The sequence below is a fragment of the Alkalitalea saponilacus genome (assembly GCF_900168165.1).
GTDB lineage: Bacteria > Bacteroidota > Bacteroidia > Bacteroidales > Marinilabiliaceae > Natronoflexus > Natronoflexus saponilacus.
This window is the reverse complement of sequence record NZ_FUYV01000025.1, coordinates 25,944-47,126: the sequence shown is the minus strand read 5'-3', so window position 1 is coordinate 47,126 and position 21,183 is coordinate 25,944. Positions and strand designations below refer to the sequence as shown.

21 protein-coding genes, 2 tRNA genes and 1 pseudogene are annotated in these 21,183 nt (G+C 39.3%); 11 read left to right on the top strand and 13 right to left on the bottom strand.

Annotated features, from left to right (window positions below):
• Window positions 1-268 (top strand): annotated as a pseudogene (locus B5X70_RS18400) (hypothetical protein); the annotation flags it as partial.
• A 334-nt stretch (window positions 269-602) separates the two neighbouring features.
• Here B5X70_RS18400 and B5X70_RS16215 read toward each other — a convergent pair.
• The gene (locus B5X70_RS16215) at window positions 603-1,064 is read right to left on the bottom strand and encodes a hypothetical protein (protein WP_143255092.1); all 462 of its coding nucleotides are present in this window, start codon (window positions 1,062-1,064) and stop codon (window positions 603-605) included.
• A 585-nt stretch (window positions 1,065-1,649) separates the two neighbouring features.
• A tRNA-Arg gene (locus tag B5X70_RS16210) sits at window positions 1,650-1,721 on the bottom strand.
• A 590-nt stretch (window positions 1,722-2,311) separates the two neighbouring features.
• Here B5X70_RS16210 and B5X70_RS16205 point away from each other — a divergent pair.
• Together B5X70_RS16205 and B5X70_RS16200 are read left to right on the top strand one after the other, a co-directional pair.
• Window positions 2,312-2,716 carry a hypothetical protein gene (locus B5X70_RS16205; protein WP_079558957.1) on the top strand — a complete coding sequence of 135 codons (405 nt, stop codon included), beginning with the start codon at window positions 2,312-2,314 and terminating at the stop codon, window positions 2,714-2,716.
• Between the two features lie 26 nt (window positions 2,717-2,742).
• Window positions 2,743-3,861, top strand: coding sequence for a methyl-accepting chemotaxis protein (locus B5X70_RS16200; protein ID WP_079558956.1), 1,119 nt, complete (start codon window positions 2,743-2,745; stop codon window positions 3,859-3,861).
• Window positions 3,862-3,975: 114 nt separating this feature from the next.
• Here B5X70_RS16200 and B5X70_RS16195 read toward each other — a convergent pair whose 3' ends face one another.
• Both B5X70_RS16195 and recO read right to left on the bottom strand, forming a co-directional pair.
• Window positions 3,976-5,118, bottom strand: a complete 1,143-nt coding sequence (locus B5X70_RS16195) for an aminotransferase class I/II-fold pyridoxal phosphate-dependent enzyme (protein ID WP_079558955.1) — start codon at window positions 5,116-5,118, stop codon at window positions 3,976-3,978.
• 165 nt (window positions 5,119-5,283) lie between these two features.
• Window positions 5,284-6,018 (bottom strand): DNA repair protein RecO, encoded by a 735-nt coding sequence (recO, locus tag B5X70_RS16190; protein WP_079558954.1) that lies wholly within the window; start codon window positions 6,016-6,018, stop codon window positions 5,284-5,286.
• A 112-nt stretch (window positions 6,019-6,130) separates the two neighbouring features.
• On the opposite strand from recO, the gene B5X70_RS16185 reads away from it, so the two are divergent.
• The 4 genes from B5X70_RS16185 to B5X70_RS16170 all read left to right on the top strand — a co-directional run bounded on the left by B5X70_RS16185 (window position 6,131) and on the right by B5X70_RS16170 (window position 9,025).
• Window positions 6,131-6,214: transfer RNA gene (locus B5X70_RS16185), tRNA-Leu, on the top strand.
• Window positions 6,215-6,235: 21 nt separating this feature from the next.
• Window positions 6,236-6,616 carry a hypothetical protein gene (locus B5X70_RS16180; protein WP_143255091.1) on the top strand — a complete coding sequence of 127 codons (381 nt, stop codon included), beginning with the start codon at window positions 6,236-6,238 and terminating at the stop codon, window positions 6,614-6,616.
• A 19-nt stretch (window positions 6,617-6,635) separates the two neighbouring features.
• The gene (locus B5X70_RS18605) at window positions 6,636-6,986 is read left to right on the top strand and encodes a T9SS type A sorting domain-containing protein (protein WP_079558952.1); all 351 of its coding nucleotides are present in this window, start codon (window positions 6,636-6,638) and stop codon (window positions 6,984-6,986) included.
• Between the two features lie 191 nt (window positions 6,987-7,177).
• Entirely contained in the window at window positions 7,178-9,025 is a 1,848-nt protein-coding gene (locus tag B5X70_RS16170) for a response regulator (protein ID WP_079558951.1), read from the top strand.
• Window positions 9,026-9,030: 5 nt separating this feature from the next.
• On the opposite strand, the gene B5X70_RS16165 is transcribed toward B5X70_RS16170, so the two are convergent.
• From B5X70_RS16165 to B5X70_RS16155, 3 genes are all read right to left on the bottom strand, one after another.
• On the bottom strand, window positions 9,031-10,263 hold the full coding sequence (locus B5X70_RS16165; RefSeq protein ID WP_079558950.1) for a PP2C family protein-serine/threonine phosphatase: 1,233 nt from the start codon (window positions 10,261-10,263) through the stop codon (window positions 9,031-9,033).
• 302 nt (window positions 10,264-10,565) lie between these two features.
• Window positions 10,566-11,135: an elongation factor P gene (gene efp, locus B5X70_RS16160; protein ID WP_079558949.1), complete on the bottom strand. Its 570-nt coding sequence runs from the start codon at window positions 11,133-11,135 to the stop codon at window positions 10,566-10,568.
• 208 nt (window positions 11,136-11,343) lie between these two features.
• The gene (locus tag B5X70_RS16155; protein WP_079558948.1) at window positions 11,344-11,601 is read right to left on the bottom strand and encodes a hypothetical protein; all 258 of its coding nucleotides are present in this window, start codon (window positions 11,599-11,601) and stop codon (window positions 11,344-11,346) included.
• Window positions 11,602-11,871: 270 nt separating this feature from the next.
• Between B5X70_RS16155 and B5X70_RS16150 the strand changes: the two genes are divergently transcribed.
• Both B5X70_RS16150 and tyrS read left to right on the top strand, forming a co-directional pair.
• Window positions 11,872-12,408, top strand: coding sequence for a CvpA family protein (locus tag B5X70_RS16150; protein ID WP_079558947.1), 537 nt, complete (start codon window positions 11,872-11,874; stop codon window positions 12,406-12,408).
• Between the two features lie 97 nt (window positions 12,409-12,505).
• Entirely contained in the window at window positions 12,506-13,798 is a 1,293-nt protein-coding gene (gene tyrS, locus B5X70_RS16145) for a tyrosine--tRNA ligase (RefSeq protein WP_079558946.1), read from the top strand.
• Between the two features lie 443 nt (window positions 13,799-14,241).
• Here the strand turns inward: tyrS and frr are convergent, their stop codons facing one another.
• A complete protein-coding gene (frr, locus tag B5X70_RS16140; RefSeq protein ID WP_079558945.1) occupies window positions 14,242-14,805 on the bottom strand; it encodes a ribosome recycling factor in 564 nt (187 codons plus the stop codon).
• Window positions 14,806-14,857: 52 nt separating this feature from the next.
• Window positions 14,858-15,115: a YkgJ family cysteine cluster protein gene (locus B5X70_RS16135; RefSeq protein ID WP_232468434.1), complete on the bottom strand. Its 258-nt coding sequence runs from the start codon at window positions 15,113-15,115 to the stop codon at window positions 14,858-14,860.
• Window positions 15,116-15,290: 175 nt separating this feature from the next.
• Between B5X70_RS16135 and larE the strand changes: the two genes are divergently transcribed.
• Both larE and sfsA read left to right on the top strand, forming a co-directional pair.
• Entirely contained in the window at window positions 15,291-16,094 is an 804-nt protein-coding gene (larE, locus tag B5X70_RS16130; protein ID WP_079558944.1) for an ATP-dependent sacrificial sulfur transferase LarE, read from the top strand.
• Complete coding sequence (sfsA, locus tag B5X70_RS16125) at window positions 16,091-16,789, top strand: DNA/RNA nuclease SfsA (RefSeq protein ID WP_079558943.1); 699 nt, start codon at window positions 16,091-16,093, stop codon at window positions 16,787-16,789. Before larE ends, sfsA begins: the two co-directional genes overlap by 4 nt.
• 9 nt (window positions 16,790-16,798) lie before the next feature.
• On the opposite strand, the gene B5X70_RS16120 is transcribed toward sfsA, so the two are convergent.
• The 4 genes from B5X70_RS16120 to B5X70_RS16105 form a co-directional block, all read right to left on the bottom strand.
• Window positions 16,799-17,599, bottom strand: coding sequence for a DUF3108 domain-containing protein (locus tag B5X70_RS16120; RefSeq protein ID WP_232468435.1), 801 nt, complete (start codon window positions 17,597-17,599; stop codon window positions 16,799-16,801).
• 187 nt (window positions 17,600-17,786) lie between these two features.
• Window positions 17,787-18,482: a tRNA (adenosine(37)-N6)-threonylcarbamoyltransferase complex dimerization subunit type 1 TsaB gene (gene tsaB, locus B5X70_RS16115; protein ID WP_079558941.1), complete on the bottom strand. Its 696-nt coding sequence runs from the start codon at window positions 18,480-18,482 to the stop codon at window positions 17,787-17,789.
• A gap of 118 nt (window positions 18,483-18,600) precedes the next feature.
• Window positions 18,601-19,935, bottom strand: coding sequence for a TolC family protein (locus B5X70_RS16110; protein WP_079558940.1), 1,335 nt, complete (start codon window positions 19,933-19,935; stop codon window positions 18,601-18,603).
• Between the two features lie 159 nt (window positions 19,936-20,094).
• Window positions 20,095-21,177 carry an efflux RND transporter periplasmic adaptor subunit gene (locus tag B5X70_RS16105; protein ID WP_079558939.1) on the bottom strand — a complete coding sequence of 361 codons (1,083 nt, stop codon included), beginning with the start codon at window positions 21,175-21,177 and terminating at the stop codon, window positions 20,095-20,097.
• Window positions 21,178-21,183: the final 6 nt, after the last annotated feature.

Genomic DNA, 21,183 nt, shown 5'->3' with positions numbered 1-21,183 from the left:
CAGGGAGATAAAGCAACTCCTTCATATTAAATCTTTCATCGGAACTAGCGAAAATGCTGTAATGATACAAATATGGACTGCTTTGATAACTATACTTGTCCTAAAATACTTAAAAGCATTAGCCCAATATGGCTGGAGGTTGTCAAATTTAGTTGCGTTTATCAGGTTGAATATGTTTGTGAAAATTGACTTGCAAAAGTGGTTGGATAAACCCTTTGATGAACCTCCTGAACCAGTTCAAAAATACATACAGGGGGTTTTATTCTGAAATTGTAGATGTTTCTGGCTAAAACTACTATTTTTAAAGAGCAATAAATCCTACTGAAGATTATTTAGGACAGTATTGATACAAAACCTTCAAAACCAGAAAGTCATTTTGACCAACAGGCTTTTTAATTCGATAAATAAGGATCGAATGATGGTTCTTTTTCAGAATTCACTAGAATTGCAAATCACATCATAAAATTTTCCCGGAAAATTTGGTACTCAACTTGTATGACTGTGGTTTCCTCGATAAAATTGATTATTCTATTCGTTCAGACAGTTGGCAACGGCTTTAGGGCATCGCTGAGGTCACAAACCTTATGATGTTTTGATTTATGCTATAATGTAGTATCAACAACGATATTTCTCTGATTTTCTATAATCGCTTTAATGATTGATATTTCTCTTGGCTCTTCTATATGAAAATTTTGGTGCATATATTCTAACTCTAGTTTCCGACCAAAATGATACTTATTCTTAAGCTCCAATACAAAAAAAGTAGTCCATGGATTCTTGAAATCATTATGACCTGCGATTGCTGAACTAACTGATATAACCTCCCTAACCGGTATGGTAATTTTCTTCCAATTGTATTTTAAAATAATGGTGTCATTCTTTAAATACCCATTTTGAATATTATTTTTATAAATATTGAGGGCTGACAAAACTAAAATTGCTGGATAGAAGACAATCAGCAGTCTGGTACCGTCTTGAATAATAAAAGAGAAAGTTATTACTAGTAAATTAATCACTATAACTCTTATTATTGTCCATTTTCTATTTGTGATGGGTAGTTTCAAGTCTCTTTTTTTGTTTCTGAAGAGGCTGTCCAAAAAGTAATTTTAAATTTTCCTTAACTTTCAAATCGTAAATTTCACGTTAATAATTCACCCCTAAATCCCCCAAGGACTTTAAGCCTCCCACTTGGGGGAGGTTTGGAGGGGTGAAAGCAAGGTTGTTTTACAAATTGTAAGTGTTGAATATTCTTAACAGACTTTTTAGACAGCCTCTTCAGCATTATATGATTTCAGGTTCGCTCTACTTTTCACTTTCCTTTTTGCTGTTGAGAAGTGCTGCGAATCACCCAATGCCTATTGAGTTTAACACGTTATTAGTAAAAAAGAAAGGGTTCGTCCGGCTTGAGGACAAAACACACAATACTATGGGCTGTTAACTTTTTCAACAAACCCTAAATATAAGCTTTTAAGAATTGTATATGCAATATTAAACCCTTTGAGCAATTTGAAAAATTTCGTTCTATAATAAACACACCAAGTCATAGCAATCATGCACACACCTCATCAATGTGGTTGCAATGGTGGCTGCAACAATAAACACAAAAACCGTAAAAGCTTTAAAAATAAAGCAATTACGGTTTTAATGTGTAGCCCCAACAGGACTCGAACCTGTATCTGAAGTTTAGGAAACTTCCGTTCTATCCCTTGAACTATGGAGCCATTAATTGAAATGCAAAAATAGAAAAATTATCTTACTCTTAAATAATAAGAGGCAGATTAAATGAACATTGAAATCAAAGATTTTCTTCACTGTTGACATCGAAATGGTTAACTGCAAATAAAGTTTAAAGCATCCCTTTTGCCTATGTTCTCTCAATCTAAGTAGTTCCTGGAATTAATAAAAAATTAAATATGCCCGTATTATTTAAAAATTATCATTGGTGTCCGGTTAATTATTTAAAAATCATGAAATATGCCTTGTTTATTGAGCTGCGCGGCTTTCTTGGAATATTGGGCTTGCTTTCCGCCTCAGGAAAAAGACGTTAAGAAAATCAATGTTGTTTTCGTTAAGAAAACCGTGTTGTTTGAGCGTAGCGAGTTCACGGTTTTTAGAAAAACATATTGATTTTTAGTCTTTTTCGTGCAGCGGCGGCATTTTTTGTTTACTTTTTTTTGCTGTAGAAAAAAAGTAAAAGCCTGTGCGGCTTGAGCACTTAAATAATATGAAATTATTTCCCCGGACAATAGTGAAAAATTATCATAAAAATATTATTTTTGATTCTACTAATCACTAAACAAATCCGAAAACTATGTCAACTTACTCTACAGATTTCATTAAAGTGGAATACTCAAAAGAAAATGAGTGCCTCTATTCAACCTGGCTTAAAGCAACTGAAAATGCAACATGGGATGATATCCGCACCGCATTTATGGATGTTTTTCTGGAGGCGGTAAAAAAGCACAAGCCGCGTTTTCTTCTCAACAATGAACAGGAAATGAATCGTCCACATACTCCCGAAGAGCAGGAGTGGATTGATAAAAATTCTGCCCCTATTGTCCTGAACTCCTCTGTTGAGAAAATTGCCGTGATAATTAGTCAGGATGGTTTTGTTGAACTAGCTTCCGAATCAATGATGGAAGAGGAAGTATCCAAAAACCTGAATTTCAAATTTTTCGACAATGTAAACAGCGCGGAAGATTGGCTCTTTAATTAATCCAGAACTAAACCCGAACCATTATAATGAACTCTCTCTTAGGTTTTTTGCTCATCTTTATTGGAATAGTCATCCCAGGCCTGTTTTATGGAATAAAGTATTTATATAAAGGAACTTTTCTTCATAAAACAGCCTTGGTTTTATTGGCATATACTGGAATTATCGCAACTATATTTTATATCGTTGGATCGTTAAGTTTATGGCATTTACTTTGGGTTGTTCCCTTAATGACTTTTTTGTTATACAAAGGGATACAACTTTTTAACAAGCAGTTATCTGATTTATTAGCCGGGCTCTCAGATCAAATAAAACTGGTTGCAAAAGGGGATCTAACCATTCGACATAAAACAATAAAACAAGGAGAGAGTCTCGAAGAACTCACAAATGTCTATAAATCATTAAATCTGCTTGTAAACAATCAGGTTAATGTAATTAAAAAACTCAGAAGAGAGCTGGAAAGCACAAAAAAGTTCAACGAGGAAGTAGTACAGAGGTCTAATAATATTCTTCAAAGAGTAACAGATCAGGCCGGAACCCTCGAAGAAGTTTCTTCCTCCATTGAGGAAATATTAGCAAACATTGAGCAAAATGCAGAAAATTCCAAGAAAACTGAGTCAATTACCAAAAAATCAGCAGATAATATTTCGATAATAAATAAGGCAGTAGAGGGTGCCATAGGATCTGTTCGTCAAATCATTGAAAAGGTATCGGTAATCAATGAGTTTGCAATGAAAACGAACCTTTTATCATTAAATGCAGCCGTTGAGGCAGCACGTGCGGGTGAGCATGGTCGTGGATTCGCAGTTGTGGCATCAGAAGTGAAAAAACTTGCTGACAACAGCAAAACAACAGCCAACGAAATAAACATAATGACCAATCAAAGTCTAAAAACGTTCGAAAGGTCAATTAAGTTGCTGGGAATGATAATTCCTGAAATACAAAAAACAGCATCATATGTGCAGGAAATTGCTGCTGCAACGGAAGAACAAAAAACAGGAACCGATCAAATAAACACAGCTGTGCTTCAACTGAATTTATTCACGCAGGAAAATGCCTCCGCTGTAGAGGATATGAACAACTACTCTTCATTATTAGATAAATCCTTCTCTGCTTTGGGAAAAACAATAAATCTTTATAAACTATAGAACAGTTTTCTGCTTATGCCAATATGCCTGAGTATTTACTTAAAATCACATGTTAGCCGAACATCATAATACATGAAACCATAATAATTTCTCTTCCGCCATTATCTTGAGTAATCATAATCGAGAAAGTCGGCTAATAGCACTATCCAAAATATCAACAGGTCTTGCAAAATTAAACCTAATCCAGGGGTTTTTCTGTTTTTCATGGAAAAACAGACTATAAGGAACTGCAGCCACTCCGGTATGATGTAAGATCTTTTCAATAAATTCACGGTCTCTATCTTCCGATATCATTTCATAGCTAAAAAGTTGAAAGTAGGTTCCTTGACTGGGAATGGGAATCAAACGGGTGTTGTTGATAATCTTCCCATTAAAATAGTCGCGCTTAGCCTGATAATAGTTTCCAACTTGCTTGTACACATCAGGATTTTCAATAATCTCAGCCAAAGCCATTTGAAACGGGGCAAAATGTCCACTGTGAAGTACTTGAAGTATTTGACGTACTTTCTTCATCATTTTTGCTGGTGCAGCGCAATAACCAACCGGCCAGGAAGCCCGACAGGTTTCACTCAATGAACTAACCAAAATGCTTCGTTCTACCAATTGCGGATACAGTGCCACGCTTTGATGGGAGAATCCGTCAAAAACAATATGTTCATACCTTTCATCGCTTAAAACAATAATCTGGGTACCATTTATCACTTTTTGTAGTCTCAACATATCCAACTCGTTAAACACCATTCCTGTTGGATTGTGTGGCGAGTTGATGATGATCATTTTTGTTTTTGCTGTTACCATGCGTGTTACTGCCTCCCAATCCACATGGAAATCAGGTTCTTTGAGCGAGATATAAACAGGGCGGGCTCCACATAGCAAAATAATGGGAAGATAGTTCTCGTTAGCTGGTTCGAATAAAATCACCTCATCACCCTCTTCCAGAAAAGCACTCATGGAGGCGAAAAGAGCTTGGTTGGCTCCGGTAGTAATAGAAATTTCATCACCTGCGCAATAACCATGGCCGTATAACAGAGCTGTTTTTCGGGCAATGGCCTCCCTAAGCGACATCAAGCCATTTGCCGGGGCAAAGGGACGAAGAATATCCTGTTCCGGAAGATTCTTAAAATAGGTTGCTAGTTCAACCGGCATGTTTTCCATAGAACTGCCGGCCGCCAGATCGATTGCCCCTGAAGTCAAGGCTGTTTCACTAACTTGAGAGACATACTCTGGATCCAATGATAAGAATTTTGGTTGTATCATGCTGGTTTAATATTTATCATAAAACGACTTTACTCTACTACCAAATATAGTGAATAGATATGAATTAAATACCGCCTGAAACCTCCATAAATCCTGAATATTTAGCTGTAAGCAGCCAAATAGCATTCATTGGTCAAATATTTGGATACATTCTTCAAATTATGGTTAAACCAAGCCAGAAAAAAGCTCTTTTAGTACATCCAGGGACCTGATTTTGCCAATTTCCTGATGATGAAACTCATAGAAAAGTACAATGGAGTTAAGCAGTTGGCGTCGGCGCGTGATATTTTCAGCGATATCGGCAAGTTGCCCCAACTCAATATGGAATAACGATGCAAGCCAACCACTCTCTTCTTTATCAAGAAAATATGGGTGAGATGGTTCTCCGCTGACAAAACAGCCCTCCTTGATATCAAAACGGGAATATGCATCACTAAAATTATTGTGAGGGAACAATCCCAGATACCGTGTTAAATTAAATAAGAACCAGATATGATAGTTCTCCATCCCGGAATGATCTCCATCCATAAATTCCACAGACTGATCTAGAAATTCGAACAGGTATTGATTTTTACCTTCACCCCGAAGTCCCCTTGATAAAATCTCCGTAATCAAAAATGCCTGAGCTCTGCGTGTTTGTGAGTATGGGATCCGCAATAAAGGTCTGACTGGACGAAACTCCTTTATTCGATGTATCTCCTTGTTTGAATGGTGATACACTTCCATTTCAAGCACATTGAGAGGTTGGAGTAAAAGTCCGTTGGACTTTTTGCGTTTGCCAAAAACCCGGTTAGCCATGTAACTCTGCATACCAAACATTGATGTATAAACATGTACTATGGCGCTGGAATCGCCATAACGTGTATGATTCAGAACTATACCGCGGGTTTTGTGTATCATGAACAGAGCATTTGTCCTGCAAAAGTAAATAAAATGTAAGGAATATGGTTTTTTCTTGTTTGGAATGATGAATTATTATATATTTGCCGCGCAATAAATCTTAATGTTGTTTGCCCGGATGGCGGAATTGGTAGACGCGCTGGTCTCAAACACCAGTGACAGCAATGTCGTGCCGGTTCGACCCCGGCTCCGGGTACAAACTTCAATTAAAGCTGCCTTGAAAAAGGCAGCTTTTTATTTTTACTCCCATATTACTTCCTTTAAATATTCTCAATTGGTAAAATACGGCTCAGCAGCACTTTCTGAGGAGAATAAAATCCATAACTTAAGCACTCAGTTTGCCTACCTTTGTCGCGCTGGATATAGTGATCCAACCTGGATCGGCTCTGTTTATGAATATAATATTTACAGTGGTGTTATGAATCCTCAGGAAATTGCCACAAGGGCTGCGGATTTTCCATTTTATGTTTCGTCAGATGCCACTTTATTTGATTTAAAAGTTGACGATATTACCATAGACAATTTCGATGCAAACACATTGGAATATACTATGATTTTGACCAATGATATTACAGAATCTCCTGAGGTGACCGGATGAGCCATATGCAAATGTTGTTATAACCAACGCGAGCCAAATTCCCGGTTCAACAACAATTCAAGTTACAGCTGAGGACGGCACAAAAGCTACATACACCATCAACTTTATATATGATACCCAGACTTCGTTTGAACAAGAAAAAAATAGCAGAGTAATTGTTTACCCGACTATTACGGACAATGGATTCTATGTTATTTTAAACGATGAATTTGTTGCAGTAAGAGTATACGACATAACAGGAACTCTTATAAAAACAATCATTAACCCGAGCGAGAGCAATATGATACCATTGCCAGGTCCTGGCGTATACATTATTCAAATAGAATCTGAGACTCTGAATAGATCCTTCAGAGTCTTAAAAACGAAATAGTTAAATTGTGCTGCCATCCAACCCCGGATATAGAATTTACTCTCTATCCGGGGCTCTTTTATCAAGACTTAAATTGAGTTTAACCAGTTTCCCAAAAATTGTTAACAACTTTTTCATAAATCCCAAACAAACTAAAGCATAAATATTTATATTTAGCCATGAAATATGATTGAGGAGAAGTGACAAAACCTATGTCTAAAACAACAAAAACCTACATTCGTCATTTACATGCTTTGATTAACAGGCATTTGGGGCCGTCGTCACTACCCGGAGAAGGCATCCAATATTGGAGGCAACGGATTTTTCACTACTTTTCTTTGGCGATTGTATTTTTTGGGGTAACTGTATATCTGTACTACGGTTTATATTTTCTCTTTTCTCAGGATTACCTTTTGCTTGCTTTCAGCACCTTTATTTTTATCTCTTCACTTTTGATGGTCAGCCTTCCGGGCATTCCACTTAAAATCAGGTCAGGCTGGGTGCAGCTGATGCTATTTATTACCGGGACATTCCTCCTTTTCCTGGGGCCCCATACCAACATTGGGATGATCTTCCTTTTTGCCTGTTCCATCATGGCTGTTACCATGTCGGGAACAATTACGGCCATCAGATATATGATTTTGCACTCCATTGTGTTGACAGCGGTGGGCTTTTATTGGTATTCAGGAAAATTCCAACTGACCAATTTTCCGGACATATCACTTCACACCTATATAAATCTGGCAATAAGTTTCATGGTGCTGAATACGATTACTCTGGCACCGCTAATCTCTCTGATTAACGGATTAATGTTCAGCATAAAAAAAGAACGCAGGTATCAACGCATTCTGGAAAAAGAGCAGGATGATCTGGTTTTAGCCCGCCAGAGAGCCGAAGAGTCTGATAAATTGAAAACGGCTTTCTTATCCAATATGAGTCATGAAATTCGAACTCCGATGAATGCCATTCTCGGATTCTCGAACCTTTTATCGCATAAGGGGGTCAGCGATCAGGAGAAGAAAGAATTTGTAAATCTCATTCGAATAAATGCCAACAACCTGATGTCTCTGGTTGAGGATATCATTGATATTTCCAAGATGGAAAGTGGTCAGTTTGAATTACACAACAGCCCCTGCCAACTGCACCAACTACTGGATGAGACCAACAACATCTTTGAAGAAGAGATCTTCAGACGTGGAATTACCAATGTAAAGCTATACCTGAAGAAAGGCCTGGCAGATGAAAATCTCCAGATTTTAACGGATGGAACCCGGTTGAAAAAAGTTCTGGCCAACTTAATAGGTAACGCTATTAAGTTTACGCACAAAGGATATGTGGAATTTGGATATGTGGTAATAAATCATCATCAACTTGAGTTCTACGTTAAAGATACCGGCATCGGACTTCCTGAAGGAACTGAAGAGCTTATTTTTAATCGTTTTTACAAATGCAGCAACAACAGTGAAAAACTTTACGGAGGAACCGGCATTGGGCTCACCATTGCCCGACATTTAGTCAGATATATGGGTGGAGACATTCGCGTGGATTCCAGATCGGCTGTTGGAACAACCTTTTATTTCACCATCCCTTTCCAGAAGGTGTTAGTCCCATTGCAAAACCTGGTGAAGCCCTGGCTTTCGGACAGCATAAATTGGGAAGGAAAAACCTTTTTGATAGCAGAGGATGAGGAGGATAATTTCCGTTATCTGGAAGTGGCGCTGTCGCTCTTTAATGCGTCTCTGATTTGGGCAAGAGATGGGAGAGAAGCCGTTGACATCCTGCAAAAAGTGAAACAGATAGATTTGGTACTGATGGATATAAAAATGCCGGTTATGGATGGGTATACTGCAGTGCGGGAGATACGAAAATTCAACAAAACAGTACCTGTTATAGCCCAAACAGCTTATACAATGAGGGGAGAGAAGGCCGAAGCGATGAAAGCTGGATGTAATGAGTATATTTCCAAACCCATTAATTACAACGAACTAGTTGATATGATTAAACAGTTCATTCCCGACAAAATGGAAAACAAGACCCAAAGTCAAGGGATTGTTTCATGAGGAAATTAATAAAATGCCATTCCTACTACCGAGATGTCATCAAAAATGGATTGCCTATCCACATGTTTTGATATAAACTTTCTTATCTCCTCAATATTGGTATCAATTGATTGAGAATTTGAGATGATTTTCTCAACAGCATTCAACCCGGATGTGATCTCATCGCCACGCTCCAACTCCACCAAGCCATCAGTAAAAGCAAGCAGTTTAGATCCTCTTGAAACGGTCACGCGACCGGTTTCAATTACTGGAATGGTGTCCAGCATCCCCAACCCGATGCAGCCTTTATCAAGAGAGATCAGATGCCCCTTTTGCGGCTCAAACAGCAACGGAGGCAGGTGTCCGGCATTTACATAACTAAGCCTTCGTGTCAGAATATTATATTTCCCAATAAAAATGGTAATGAATTTTTCACTATTGGCGCTCTCGTTTACTCTTTTGTTTAATTGGTGAATCAGTTTTTTCATTTTCACCCGTGAAGTAAATGCAGATCTGATAACCGCCTGAAAATTTGACATCAGCAACGCTGCTGAAATACCTTTGCCGGAGACATCGGCTACGCAAAAGCCAATGGTGTTTCGCGAAAGTTTCACGAAATCGTAATAATCGCCCCCTACTCCATAGTGAGGATGATATAAAGTGTGAATTGCCAGCTTCCGGTGTTGCGGTAAATCTGCGGGTCCGGGAATCAACTGATTCTGAATGCGGGAAGCCAGCTCCAGCTCCTTTTTCATTACTTGCTGCTCAAGTAGTTCTGCATGCATTCGTTTGTTTTCAATGAAAACAATGATCAAATTTGAGATAATCTGAATGAGCTTAAGGTGTTTGATGGTTGGACTTATGCCTTGTTGTTCTTCCTCAACATCGCCAATTAGGACATACCCAATCGCCTTAAACCGGTGGAAAAGCGGGATGATTGCATCAAAGCCTTTTAGATTTTCAGGAGGAGTGAGTGTGATGTTTTCTATGCCTTTAAAAACCGTTAAATCTCTTTCGACATCAATACCTGCCACCTCTTCGGGAGTAACTCCTGAATTCAACAAATTAGACCAGACTCCTTCCGTGTTGGTGTATACAAGAATCTTTCCAACATCCAGTTCTTCACGTAGCAAAATTTCAAACTCAGACAACAAATCTTCAATGTTGTGGTCTTCATTGATGGTCTGCGCCAAATCCAACAGGATGTTTAACCGGTCTTTATATAATCTAATGCGTCTTTTCCGTGTATGTGTAATCATTATAACTCTTTTTCCCGTTCTGCGACAGACTAAATTTACAAAAAAAATATATGTAGTCAAGTAACAAATCATGCTTAGATCATCTGATTTAAACATATTGTCTGAAAATTTGATATAAATAAAGATTTTGTTACGATTCGATTATCGCTAGTCAACCGGAAAACACTTTAAAGTATCTGCCATAACAAACACATTATAAGATGAATGGTTTTCAAAACGAAAAACCGGGTTAGCGTAGTTGCGCTAACCCGGTTTGTCTATATAGATTAATTTTAAATCGAAGAAATATAAACTCAAAGAATTTATTCCTTCGCTCTTTCAACATAAGATCTCTCTTTGGTATCCACTTTAATTCTTTCTCCATTTTCAATAAAAAGAGGTACCATAACAGTTGCCCCGGTATCAATCGTAGCTTGTTTCAAAGATGATGTAGAAGAGGTATCCCCTCTCACACCAGGTTCAGTATAAGTTATTTCGTAAACAATAAATTGCGGGAGATTTACCATTAAAGGTGTTTCAGAGTCCACATGGTAAACAAGGTCTACCTCCTGACCTTCACGCATAAGGTCGGGCGATTCTACCAATGCTTCCTGAATGGTCATTTGTTCAAAGCTCTCAGTATTCATAAAATGATAACCCATATCATCCTTATACAAAAATTGGTGAGGACGGTGCTCTACGCGAGCTTCGGTTACTTTAACTCCGGCTGAAAAGGTGTTTTCCAATACACGACCGGTTGAAATGTTTTTGAGCTTGGTTCTTACAAAGGCAGGGCCCTTGCCCGGTTTTACATGCTGAAATTGCACAATGGAGAATAATTGCCCGTTGTGCTCAATACACATCCCGTTTCTAAAATCTGCTGTTGTTGCCATATTAAAATATCGTTTTTTCGAATAATCTCAACAAAATCAGGCTGAGAATGATCTGTTTTTTTGGCAAAAATAGTCTAAAACAATAAAATATGCTTTATATAACCTTAATAAAATACTTTTACAACTACAGATAAACCTCATTTACAAATAAAAAGCGACAACCGCTTATCGGTTGTCGCTCAAAAAAGCAGTTCATTTTATACTACCCTTATCTTCCAAACAAAAAAGCAGCTCCAAAAATTCCAGCAACAAGAATCCATAGTACGATACTGATGGCAGTCCATATCAATGCTGCTTTTGCAAAATTGGCTTTGCTAACTTTGGTGTTTCCGCCGAAGGCCCAGACAAAAAGCATAATTAATCCTATAAGCGGAATCATTACAATTAAAAGAGAAAGTACCCATTCTCCAACCGATACATTTTGACTTTCCTGTGCGTAAGCTAAAGGTTCTTGTTGATTTTCCATAGTAGTTTGATTTAAATATATTAATGTGATTTAAAGGATGGCTAAAACTTTTATCAGTTGTCAAAAAAATCAGTAACCAAATTACTAAAATAGGACATTGCTATGGTCTCTTTTTTGACTAAATCATTAATCTACAAGATAAAACCTTTTATTCTGTTGACTAAGAGATCTGAAAAGCGAAATAATGGCAAACTAAAAATTTAATGTTAAATTTACGCGATGTAATCCCGCTTCATGTTAAGCGGAGTGGAAAATTGAAAACTTTTTAAAATGCATATTTTTGATATTATTGCATTAATCATTATCCTTTTTTTTCTTTTTAAAGGACTAAAGAACGGTTTCATTATTGAGTTGGCTTCGTTGGCTGCTCTTTTTTTAGGAATTATCCTTGCAGTGATGTTCTCAGAAGTAACAGCAACGTGGTTATCTGATTACATCACCTCCAGATATGTATCCATTCTTGCGTTTATTTTGGTATTTACTGCCACTGTGCTTGGGGTACATCTGGTTGCAAAAATGATTGACAAGCTGGTTTCAGCCATTGCACTGGGTTGGCTGAACCGCCTAACCGGAGCGGCCTTTGGGGTTGTAAAAGCAGCCATTTTAATCAGCATTGGTATTCTGTTGTTCGAAGCCACCGGCCTAAGCGAGAAATATATGACTGCGGAAAATCGTGAGAATTCTCTTTTGTACAGCCATCTGCAAAAGGCCGCTCCACACGCTCTGCATCTCATCAATCTCAGTGTCGATCATTTACTACCCAGACTTGAAGAGTTACCCGTTATGCCGCCTGCTTCCATGAGCTGATAAATCAATCACAGTAAAAGATAGTATTTAGGTTGACATGTTTAACCGGCTTTTTTTGATATATTTGCGCCGCAAAAAGCGCAAAAAATAATTGACCATGAATTTTGTTGAAGAATTAAAATGGAGAGGTATGATCCACGACATCATGCCCGGAACTGAAGAGCAACTGCAAAAAGAGATGACTTCTGCCTATGTTGGCATTGACCCAACTGCAGACTCCCTGCATATTGGCCATCTGGTAAGTGTTATGATGCTTAAACATTTTCAGGTAGCGGGACACCGTCCCATTGTATTGGTTGGTGGAGCAACCGGTATGATAGGCGATCCTTCCATGAAATCGGCAGAACGTAACCTTCTGGACGAAAAAACTTTACGTCACAATCAGGAGTGCATCAAAAACCAGTTGAGCAAATTTCTGGATTTCAAAAGCAGCGAGCCCAATAAAGCCGAAATGGTCAATAATTACGATTGGATGAAGGATTTTACCTTTTTAGACTTTATCCGGGACATTGGCAAGCACATCACGGTAAACTACATGATGTCTAAGGATTCTGTTAAAAAACGAATCACCGGCGACACACGTGAAGGACTATCTTTTACCGAATTTACATATCAGTTGGTACAAGGGTATGATTATCTGCACCTGTACCGTGATAAAAGCTGCAAACTGCAAATGGGAGGTTCCGACCAATGGGGTAACATCACCACTGGAACTGAGCTGATTCGCAGAGTGGCAGGAGGTGAGGCATACGCGCTCACCTGTCCGCTTATTACCAAAGCCGATGGGGGTAAGTTTGGGAAAACTGAGTCGGGTAATGTATGGCTGGATCCGGAAAGAACCAGTCCTTATCAGTTCTACCAGTTTTGGCTGAATACATCAGATACCGATGCTGAAAAGTACATCAAAATTTTCACCCTGCTAACGCGTGATGAAGTGGAAGCTCTCATACAAGAGCATCAACAGGCGCCCCATGCACGCGCATTACAAAAAAGGCTTGCGCAAGAGGTAACCACCATGGTACACGGTGCGGAAGCATATGAGTTTGCCGTGGAAGCATCACAAATCTTGTTTGGAAAAGGAGCAACTGAAACTCTCAAAAAGATGGACGAAAAAACACTATTAAGTGTTTTTGATGGAGTTCCTGTATTTGAAGTAAACCGTTCTCTGCTTGAATCCGGCATCAATGTTTTGGATTTGATAGCCGATGCAGCGGCCGTTTTCCCATCAAAAGGGGAGGCCCGAAGAACCGTAAAGGGTGGTGGGGTCAGCATCAATAAAGTAAAAGTGGAATCCCAGGACGATGTAGTTGATACCTCAGCATTGCTGAATAATAAGTACATTTTGGTTCAGAAAGGAAAAAAGAGTTATTCGCTGATAATTGCACAGTAATAACCATCAAAATTTACAACAAAACTTAAAGGGGTTGTCGATCATTCGACAACCCCTTTTTGTCAGGTGTGACAGTATTACTAAACTTCAAAACCGACTCCGGATAGAACATGGAAAAATTAACTGGTCTGGTCTGTATTAATTTTTCGGAATCTCTTACCTAATTTGATTACGCATAAATCTCAAATTATCTCGACCCATGTTTTTATACCGGCTTCCGATTTTAATGTAAATATATGTTTACAATTCCATTTGAACCTTAATCCGGAGTGTTAAAATCCCTTAGATGCATATTAACAAGTTATTAATTACAACTTCTTGCACAGGTAATGATGCAGTTATTGAGGAAGTTAGCCTCTGTTTTCGTTTTGTGAAAAAAAAATCAGAAAAAAACAGAAATCCCTACATATAAAAAAAGGCCGCTCTATCGAGCGACCTTTTTTCTATACAGTCATTATGTCCTGTTCTTTTCTCTCAAGCATCTCTTCGATGCGTTTCATGAACTTATCGGTGAGTTTCTGAGTTTCGTCCTCGGCATCTTTAGCCATATCTTCAGGAAGTCCATCCTTCTGAAGTTTCTTAAATTCGTCTATGGCTTCTCGACGCACGTTACGGATTCCAATTCGGGTCTCTTCCCCAATTTTTTTAACCATTTTTACAAGATCTTTTCTTCGCTCTTCGGTTAATGGCGGAACATTTATGCGTATAACGTCTCCATTGTTATCGGGGTTCATACCGAGATTAGCAGCCAGAATTGCCTTTTCTATGACGGAAATCATTCCCTTTTCCCACGGCTGAATTGCGATGGTTCTCGGATCGGGAGTATTTACATTTGCAACCTGTGCAAGCGGAGTCATGGAACCATAATAATCGACCATAAGGCCATCAAGCATTTTGGGGTTGGCTTTACCGGCACGTATTTTGGCCATTTCACGATCTAAATGGTCAATGGCTTTATCCATTTTTTCTGTGGCATCTTCCAGAACTAACTTAATTTCATCTTCCATAATGCAAATATTTTGTTAAACATTGCTGAGTTTAGTAACAAATATAAAACTTTTACTCTGACTGACAACCCTCCAATTCAGCTAAAATATTAAGTGCCTCAAGTCTGGAATTACCACATATCAGTAACTCAGCCATAAATCCTCCGCAAACAGAAGGCCTGTCAATACTTTCAAAAATGGCACAACGGTAATCTTCCGTTAAATGTATGCAACGCACACCAGCCGGTTTGCCATTGGGCATTCCGGGAATTGGGGAAGATATAGAAGGAGCAATACAACATGCCCCGCAGTTTGCTCTGCAATCCATCATTTTTTTTGCGAAAATAAGAAAACCTGTTGTTGATAACAACACATTAACAAATATTTATACGGCTACTATACAATGAATTACCTTGCTGTGAGAAACTACCATGAATGATTTCTCAGTGGATTTTTGTAATTTAGCAAAAAAGACTCTTTTGTCTCTATAACATAAGAATAGGAAAATGAATCAACATTTGATTGAATTAAAGAGCTGGTTTACAAAGCACAAAGGTGTTTTAACTGCTCTGTCGGGGGGAGTTGACTCTTGTCTGGTTGCCTGGGCTGCCCGTCAGGCGTTACCAAAAGAAAAAGCCATTGCATTAATAGGCGATTCTCCAAGTTTAAAACGTCGCGATTTGGATATTGCCATCGAATTCTGTAATCAACACGACATACATTACGCCATCATCTATCCCAACGAAATTGAAGACCCAAACTATAGGGTAAATCCTGAAGATCGTTGTTTTTGGTGTAAAAGTTCACTATATACTGTGATGGGTGAGTTCAGAGAAAAAAACTATCCCGATTTTATTCTTGCCAATGGCAACAACAAAAGCGATTGGGGTGATTATCGTCCCGGATTGAAGGCTGCCGATAAATACCACTCATACAGTCCACTGGCCGATTGCGGAATGACCAAAGAAGATATACGCAATCTGGCACGTGAAGCTGGTTTACAGGTTTGGGATAAACCTGCAAGCCCGTGTTTAAGCAGTCGTTTCCCTTATGGTGAATTGATAACCGTGGACAAGTTGGCACTCGTTGAAAAGGCTGAGGAGATTGTAGCCAACCATGGTTTCATGGATGCAAGAGTTCGTTATTTTGGCTCTAAGGCCAAAATAGAGGTCCCACAATTTCAGCTATCTATCCTTAAAGAGAAAATCAACACCATTACCAAACAATTTGCAGAAATTGGGTTTAACGAAACTGAGATAGATGAAGAAGGGTTTGTTTCAGGAAAGTTAAACAGACTCATAGGCAAATGATATTTCAACAAAAACTGGTTCACGGAACTTTAATAAAACGTTATAAACGTTTTTTGGCCGATATAAAACTGGATTCCGGAGAAATTGTAACAGCCCATTGCACCAACAGCGGCTCCATGAAAAGTTGTCTGGAAGAGGGTGCAGAAGTATATATCTCGCCTGTTACCGATCCGAAACGAAAAACCCGGTTCACTTGGGAGATGATTAAAATCAATGGCGACTGGGTTGGCATCAATACATCACATCCCAACAAAATTGCTTACGACGCCATTCTTAAAAGGGAAATTCCCGGGTTGGATAGCTATACTTCAGTGAGACGTGAGGTGAAATTCGATGAAAGCCGTTTGGATATTCTGGCCGAAAACGACCACGAGAAATGTGCCATTGAGGTAAAAAACGTGACCATGAAAGATGGTGATTTTGCACGGTTTCCCGATGCACGGACAGAGCGGGGTCTGAAGCATCTCCACACCTTAATACGACTGAAGAAAGAGGGTTTTCGAGTGGCCATGGTTTACATTATTCAGCGACAAGACGTTAGCATATTTGGCCCGGCACATGAAATAGATCCGGAATATTCCAACACCCTGATTCTGGCTGAAAAGGAAGGAGTGGAAATATTTCCGGTTCAAGTGAAAGTTGAACCGGAAAGGATTGTTGTTGATAGGGTTCTGCCTTACAATCTTTTAGATTAGCACAATTCGCTAATGCACAATACTCGAAAAAGGATGCTGTAAGCCACGGAAGTTCTCCAAATCGCACACGAATGCACCAACCCGCAGATTAAAACGGATGCGTATTGGGACACGATTGGCATCACGTGTGATCCATACATGCATGTCGTCTTCGGTCTTAAAAGCGCGTCCAACCTCTGTAACAGGTGAGAATTTATAGCACTCCACTTTACCAAATCGGGTATTAATTACCTCAATTCCTCTGTAACGTATACGAAGCGGAAACTCCTCGTCGGAGAAGTAGGTCATGAATTCCATCACCTGGCCTTCAACCATATCATCGTTAAAATGATGCTTTCGGGCAACATAAAAAGCAGCAACAATGTCATAAATGTTTGGGTAAACGTATTTCTCACCAGTACGCTGGCTGATGATGAAAGTGGAATCAGGTCCATGGTCAAACAGCACCTCATTATATCTGCGGTAACTGCCTTCTCTTACATTCCGTATGGCCTTTACGGGAAAGTCGGTTTTGGGGTCGATAAAGCTCTCGTAAACATTACGAACCCGAAAAACCCGGTCGGCCAAACCTACTGTATTTGCAGCTCCTACCAGGTGATGAACATGTCTGCCATTTAAAATAGTATCCTTTACTGATAGGACTCCGCGACCGCCGGTAATAAACCCGTAGGACATGATATAGTGTAACTCCTCTCCGGGGCCGTATGCCGGTCTGTTCGGTGTTTTGGGTGAATTGCTTGCTGATGCAGTATCAGACATAATGGCCATCAAAAAAAAGATGATGTATAGAATAGGTTTAATTGTGCCCATGTGCATAAGATTTTAATGAATACTCACATCACAATGACCTTTGGTTCATTGTATATGGTTTAACAATCTAAATCATGATTTGGATTGTTAATATCTGTTATACAAATTATGAGCCTTTCTTGTTTCAGTATTAGAAAAAAAGAAGAAGATTGTTGATTAAGCGTTGAAATAGAGGTTCTTATATCTGCTAAAAAACTTTGCGTTTTGGTACCGTTACCAGAAAATCTTTTAGGTAAAACGGCTCAAAATAAGCGACGCTTTCAAATTTTTTATCCAAAAACCTTTGATGTGCCAGACTGGCCATTTCTGATGCCAATGGCATCACCTCGTCATCGGGGAAAATAGCGTTTGGATGACGTATAACTCCACGGCATTTAACTGCTCCGTTTCCGGCAAATATGATCCGCGATTGGTCAAGTTGTTCTCGGTAACTCTCTTCAGTGATTATTTCAGCTTCTGTGTTTCGAATTCTCTCAAGCCTACTGTTGTACAAAGCAGAGTAAACCTCCATTCGTCTGGCATCCAACATGGGACAAATCAGGGTGTCGTCAGAAAACTCCTGGTGATGCAGAACCATGGCTGCCAATATTTCTAGAGTAGGAACAGATATCAGTGGTTTTGAAGCTCCGAAGCACAATCCCTTTGCAACAGAAACTCCTATTCGCAAGCCGGTATAAGATCCCGGTCCGCTGCTAACAGCCACTGCATCCAGATCATTGATTTGCAGATTTTGATTTTTAAGTAACTGTTCTATAAGCACTGTAAGTCGGGCAGAATGGGAGTTGGGAACATCTTCCCTCAATCTGGCAATGGCGACACCATTTTCTGACAGAGCTACAGAACAGGTTACAGCAGAAGTTTCAATACACAAAATCAAAGCCATAAAATCATTTTTGGTAGCACAAAGATAGGAAAAGAATCTTTGAGAGAGAATATAAAAAATTAGCCCGGGTAAAACCCGGGCTAACAATATAATCAAACATTAAACATCGACAATCTGATTATAATTCAATTGGATTTCCCTGGTAAAACTCCAGAATCTTCAATCGCAAAATATAGGAATATTTTGCCTGAATGAAGTCAGATTCTGCCTTCATCAACTCAGTTTTTGCCACATTATAATCAACAGGATTAAGCAAGCCCACATCGAATCTTTTTTCGGTATACCTGAATGACTCCTGGTAGGATTCAACAGCCGTTTGGCTTGCCAGATATTGGCGAAAAGCAGCTTCTGCATCTGCATATGCCTGCTGTATTTCTTTTCTAAGTTGTTGCTTTTGCCGATCCAGTTCAAACCTGGCATTTTTAACACCTAAATGAGCATTTTCAACGCCGGTTCTAGCCTGAAATCGATTAAAAACAGGAATGGCTAGATTCAGTCCAACGTAACTGTTGGCATTGTCTCTGAATTGGTTCCCGAATGAAGGATTCTCAAAATCTTTAACCGAAACATAATTAGTTCCCCAACCCATCTCGAAAGAGAGCGTTGGTAACATTCTCCCCTTGGCAATTTCGACATCAAGTTCGCTGCTGGATAGACGATGCTCTGAAGCAGCAATCTGTGGCATGTTATTGATGGCATACTCAAGAACATCGGCTCTTTCTACCAGTTCAGCACCTGATAATTCGTCCAGTACAGGTTCTTGAATATCAAATCCTTCAACCACTTCCAGATCCAAAGCCTGAGCCAGATCAAGCAGAGATAGAGCCACACTGTTCTCCAGCTGGGTTATATTTAAAGACTCTCGTGCAACCAATGAACGCATTTCAAGATAGTTTCCCTGGGGGACACTTCCTGCATCTACCAACCGGCGGGTTCGTTGCATCTGCTGTTCAACTACCTCATATTGCCTTTTAGCTGCCTCCAGGAGTTCTTTATCAAACAATATCTGAAGATATAAGGCGGTGATGTTCAAAGCCAGATCATTTCTGGCACGATCAACATCCTTTAGCGCAGCCTGCCAGTCCGATTGATTTCTTTCAATGGTATTTCGCCTGGCAAACCCTTCAAACAAAGGAGTTGATGATCCCACGTAGAAGTTAGTGGTATTTGATGTAATATCCACAATTCGCAGGTTTACCTGATCCGTCGTGCGTCCGCGTGTTATACGGTGGGATGAACCTGCATTCAGGTTCGGATATAATTCATACCTGCTCTGCGTATATTGGTTCCCGGCATACTCAGCATTTAAGGATTGCTGTTTTATGGAGAGGTTATGTTCCAATGCGTGATTGATACAATCCTCCAGGCTCCACGGTGCAGGAGTCTCATCTGCCTTGGCAAAACCAACAACCAACAGAAAACTGCTTACCAGGATGGGATGTATAAACTTCATATTCAAATTTTTTTTAATTACCAATTTATTTGTTCGTTTGAATTTTGAATGCCAAATATTGTAATATTTCCCTCTGCATCCCCAGTTTTAAATTCAGCAATATCCAAACAGGCCAATGACACAACAACAGCGGACTATATCCCTGCTTTTTATCAGTCATTAAATCCTCGGAACTTTTACTTTGTCACCTTCTGTGACACCTTCTTTTATCTCGATATTGAGGCCATCAGATAGACCTGTCTTTACCACTCTTTTCTCAAAAGTCTGTGGCGCTGTTTCAACCTCCACGAAAATGGAGTCGCCATTAAACTGTAAAACCCTTTCGGTAACAGCCAGAACACTGTCTCGGCGATCAAGAACGATGTCGGCATTGGCACTGTATCCGGCTCTGATAAAATTACCTTCCTGTAACTTAACCGCTGCTCTGATTTCAAACTGTATGGCTCCGCTCTCCTCCTGTCCTTTGGGTGAAATGTATTCCAGATAAGCATCAAAGGAATCGCCTTGAAGTGCTCCAATGGTAAGCAGAAGATGCATTCCTTCGCTGATTCTTCCTACTTCTGTTTCGTCCACTTTTCCTTCAAAAATCATTTCATTCATATCAGCCACAATAGCAATTGTGGTGCCTTCGTTGAATGCATTGGTCCTGATCACGGAGTTTCCTTCCCGAACAGGAACATCAAGAATCATCCCATCAATGGTTGATCTTATAAGGGTGTTGGTCTGAGAACCCATTTTGCGGGTAACACCTTCTTGAATCAGCTGTAAATGGTTATCTGCAGCATTGAGATCCTCAAGTCTGGTTCTGTATCTCAATTCTTCAGCCTCAAATTCTGAACGGGCTATGACATTTTGTTCGAACAGCCCCTTTTTTCTTTCGTATTCGATACGGGCATTTTCATACTCCAGCTGCGCTTTGTTCAACCGGCTTTCTGCCGCGTTTACCTCAATCATTTCCGGAATGATTTGAATGCGAGCAATCAGATCACCTTCTTTTACCCGATCACCTGGATCTACATAGATTTCTCGAATAATCCCATTCTCCTGCGGTTTAATAGCAATTTCTCTTCTTGGAATTACAGAACCTGTGGCCACCGTTTTATTAATGATATCGGTGGTAAAAGGTGTTTCTGTGTCAAATACAACAGGGTCAGATTTTGATTGCTTGTAAAGATATACAAATACCCACAAAACAAGGCCTACAAATACTAAAAGGCCGAGAATTTTAAAAAATCGTTTCATTGTTAT

Bases quoted from the DNA above. Each gene is read 5' to 3' on its own strand.
- B5X70_RS16195 (WP_079558955.1), bottom strand. From the start codon at position 5,118: ATGATACAACCAAAATTCTTATCATTGGATCCAGAGTATGTCTCTCAA.
- B5X70_RS16205 (WP_079558957.1), top strand. From the start codon at position 2,312: ATGTCAACTTACTCTACAGATTTCATTAAAGTGGAATACTCAAAAGAA.
- B5X70_RS16135 (WP_232468434.1), bottom strand. From the start codon at position 15,115: ATGATGGATTGCAGAGCAAACTGCGGGGCATGTTGTATTGCTCCTTCT.
- frr (WP_079558945.1), bottom strand. From the start codon at position 14,805: ATGGAAGATGAAATTAAGTTAGTTCTGGAAGATGCCACAGAAAAAATG.
- B5X70_RS16165 (WP_079558950.1), bottom strand. From the start codon at position 10,263: ATGATTACACATACACGGAAAAGACGCATTAGATTATATAAAGACCGG.
- tyrS (WP_079558946.1), top strand. From the start codon at position 12,506: ATGAATTTTGTTGAAGAATTAAAATGGAGAGGTATGATCCACGACATC.
- B5X70_RS16200 (WP_079558956.1), top strand. From the start codon at position 2,743: ATGAACTCTCTCTTAGGTTTTTTGCTCATCTTTATTGGAATAGTCATC.
- B5X70_RS16110 (WP_079558940.1), bottom strand. From the start codon at position 19,935: ATGAAGTTTATACATCCCATCCTGGTAAGCAGTTTTCTGTTGGTTGTT.
- recO (WP_079558954.1), bottom strand. From the start codon at position 6,018: ATGATACACAAAACCCGCGGTATAGTTCTGAATCATACACGTTATGGC.
- sfsA (WP_079558943.1), top strand. From the start codon at position 16,091: ATGATATTTCAACAAAAACTGGTTCACGGAACTTTAATAAAACGTTAT.
- B5X70_RS16120 (WP_232468435.1), bottom strand. From the start codon at position 17,599: ATGGGCACAATTAAACCTATTCTATACATCATCTTTTTTTTGATGGCC.
- B5X70_RS16170 (WP_079558951.1), top strand. From the start codon at position 7,178: ATGTCTAAAACAACAAAAACCTACATTCGTCATTTACATGCTTTGATT.
- efp (WP_079558949.1), bottom strand. From the start codon at position 11,135: ATGGCAACAACAGCAGATTTTAGAAACGGGATGTGTATTGAGCACAAC.
- B5X70_RS16105 (WP_079558939.1), bottom strand. From the start codon at position 21,177: ATGAAACGATTTTTTAAAATTCTCGGCCTTTTAGTATTTGTAGGCCTT.
- B5X70_RS16150 (WP_079558947.1), top strand. From the start codon at position 11,872: ATGCATATTTTTGATATTATTGCATTAATCATTATCCTTTTTTTTCTT.
- B5X70_RS16155 (WP_079558948.1), bottom strand. From the start codon at position 11,601: ATGGAAAATCAACAAGAACCTTTAGCTTACGCACAGGAAAGTCAAAAT.
- larE (WP_079558944.1), top strand. From the start codon at position 15,291: ATGAATCAACATTTGATTGAATTAAAGAGCTGGTTTACAAAGCACAAA.
- tsaB (WP_079558941.1), bottom strand. From the start codon at position 18,482: ATGGCTTTGATTTTGTGTATTGAAACTTCTGCTGTAACCTGTTCTGTA.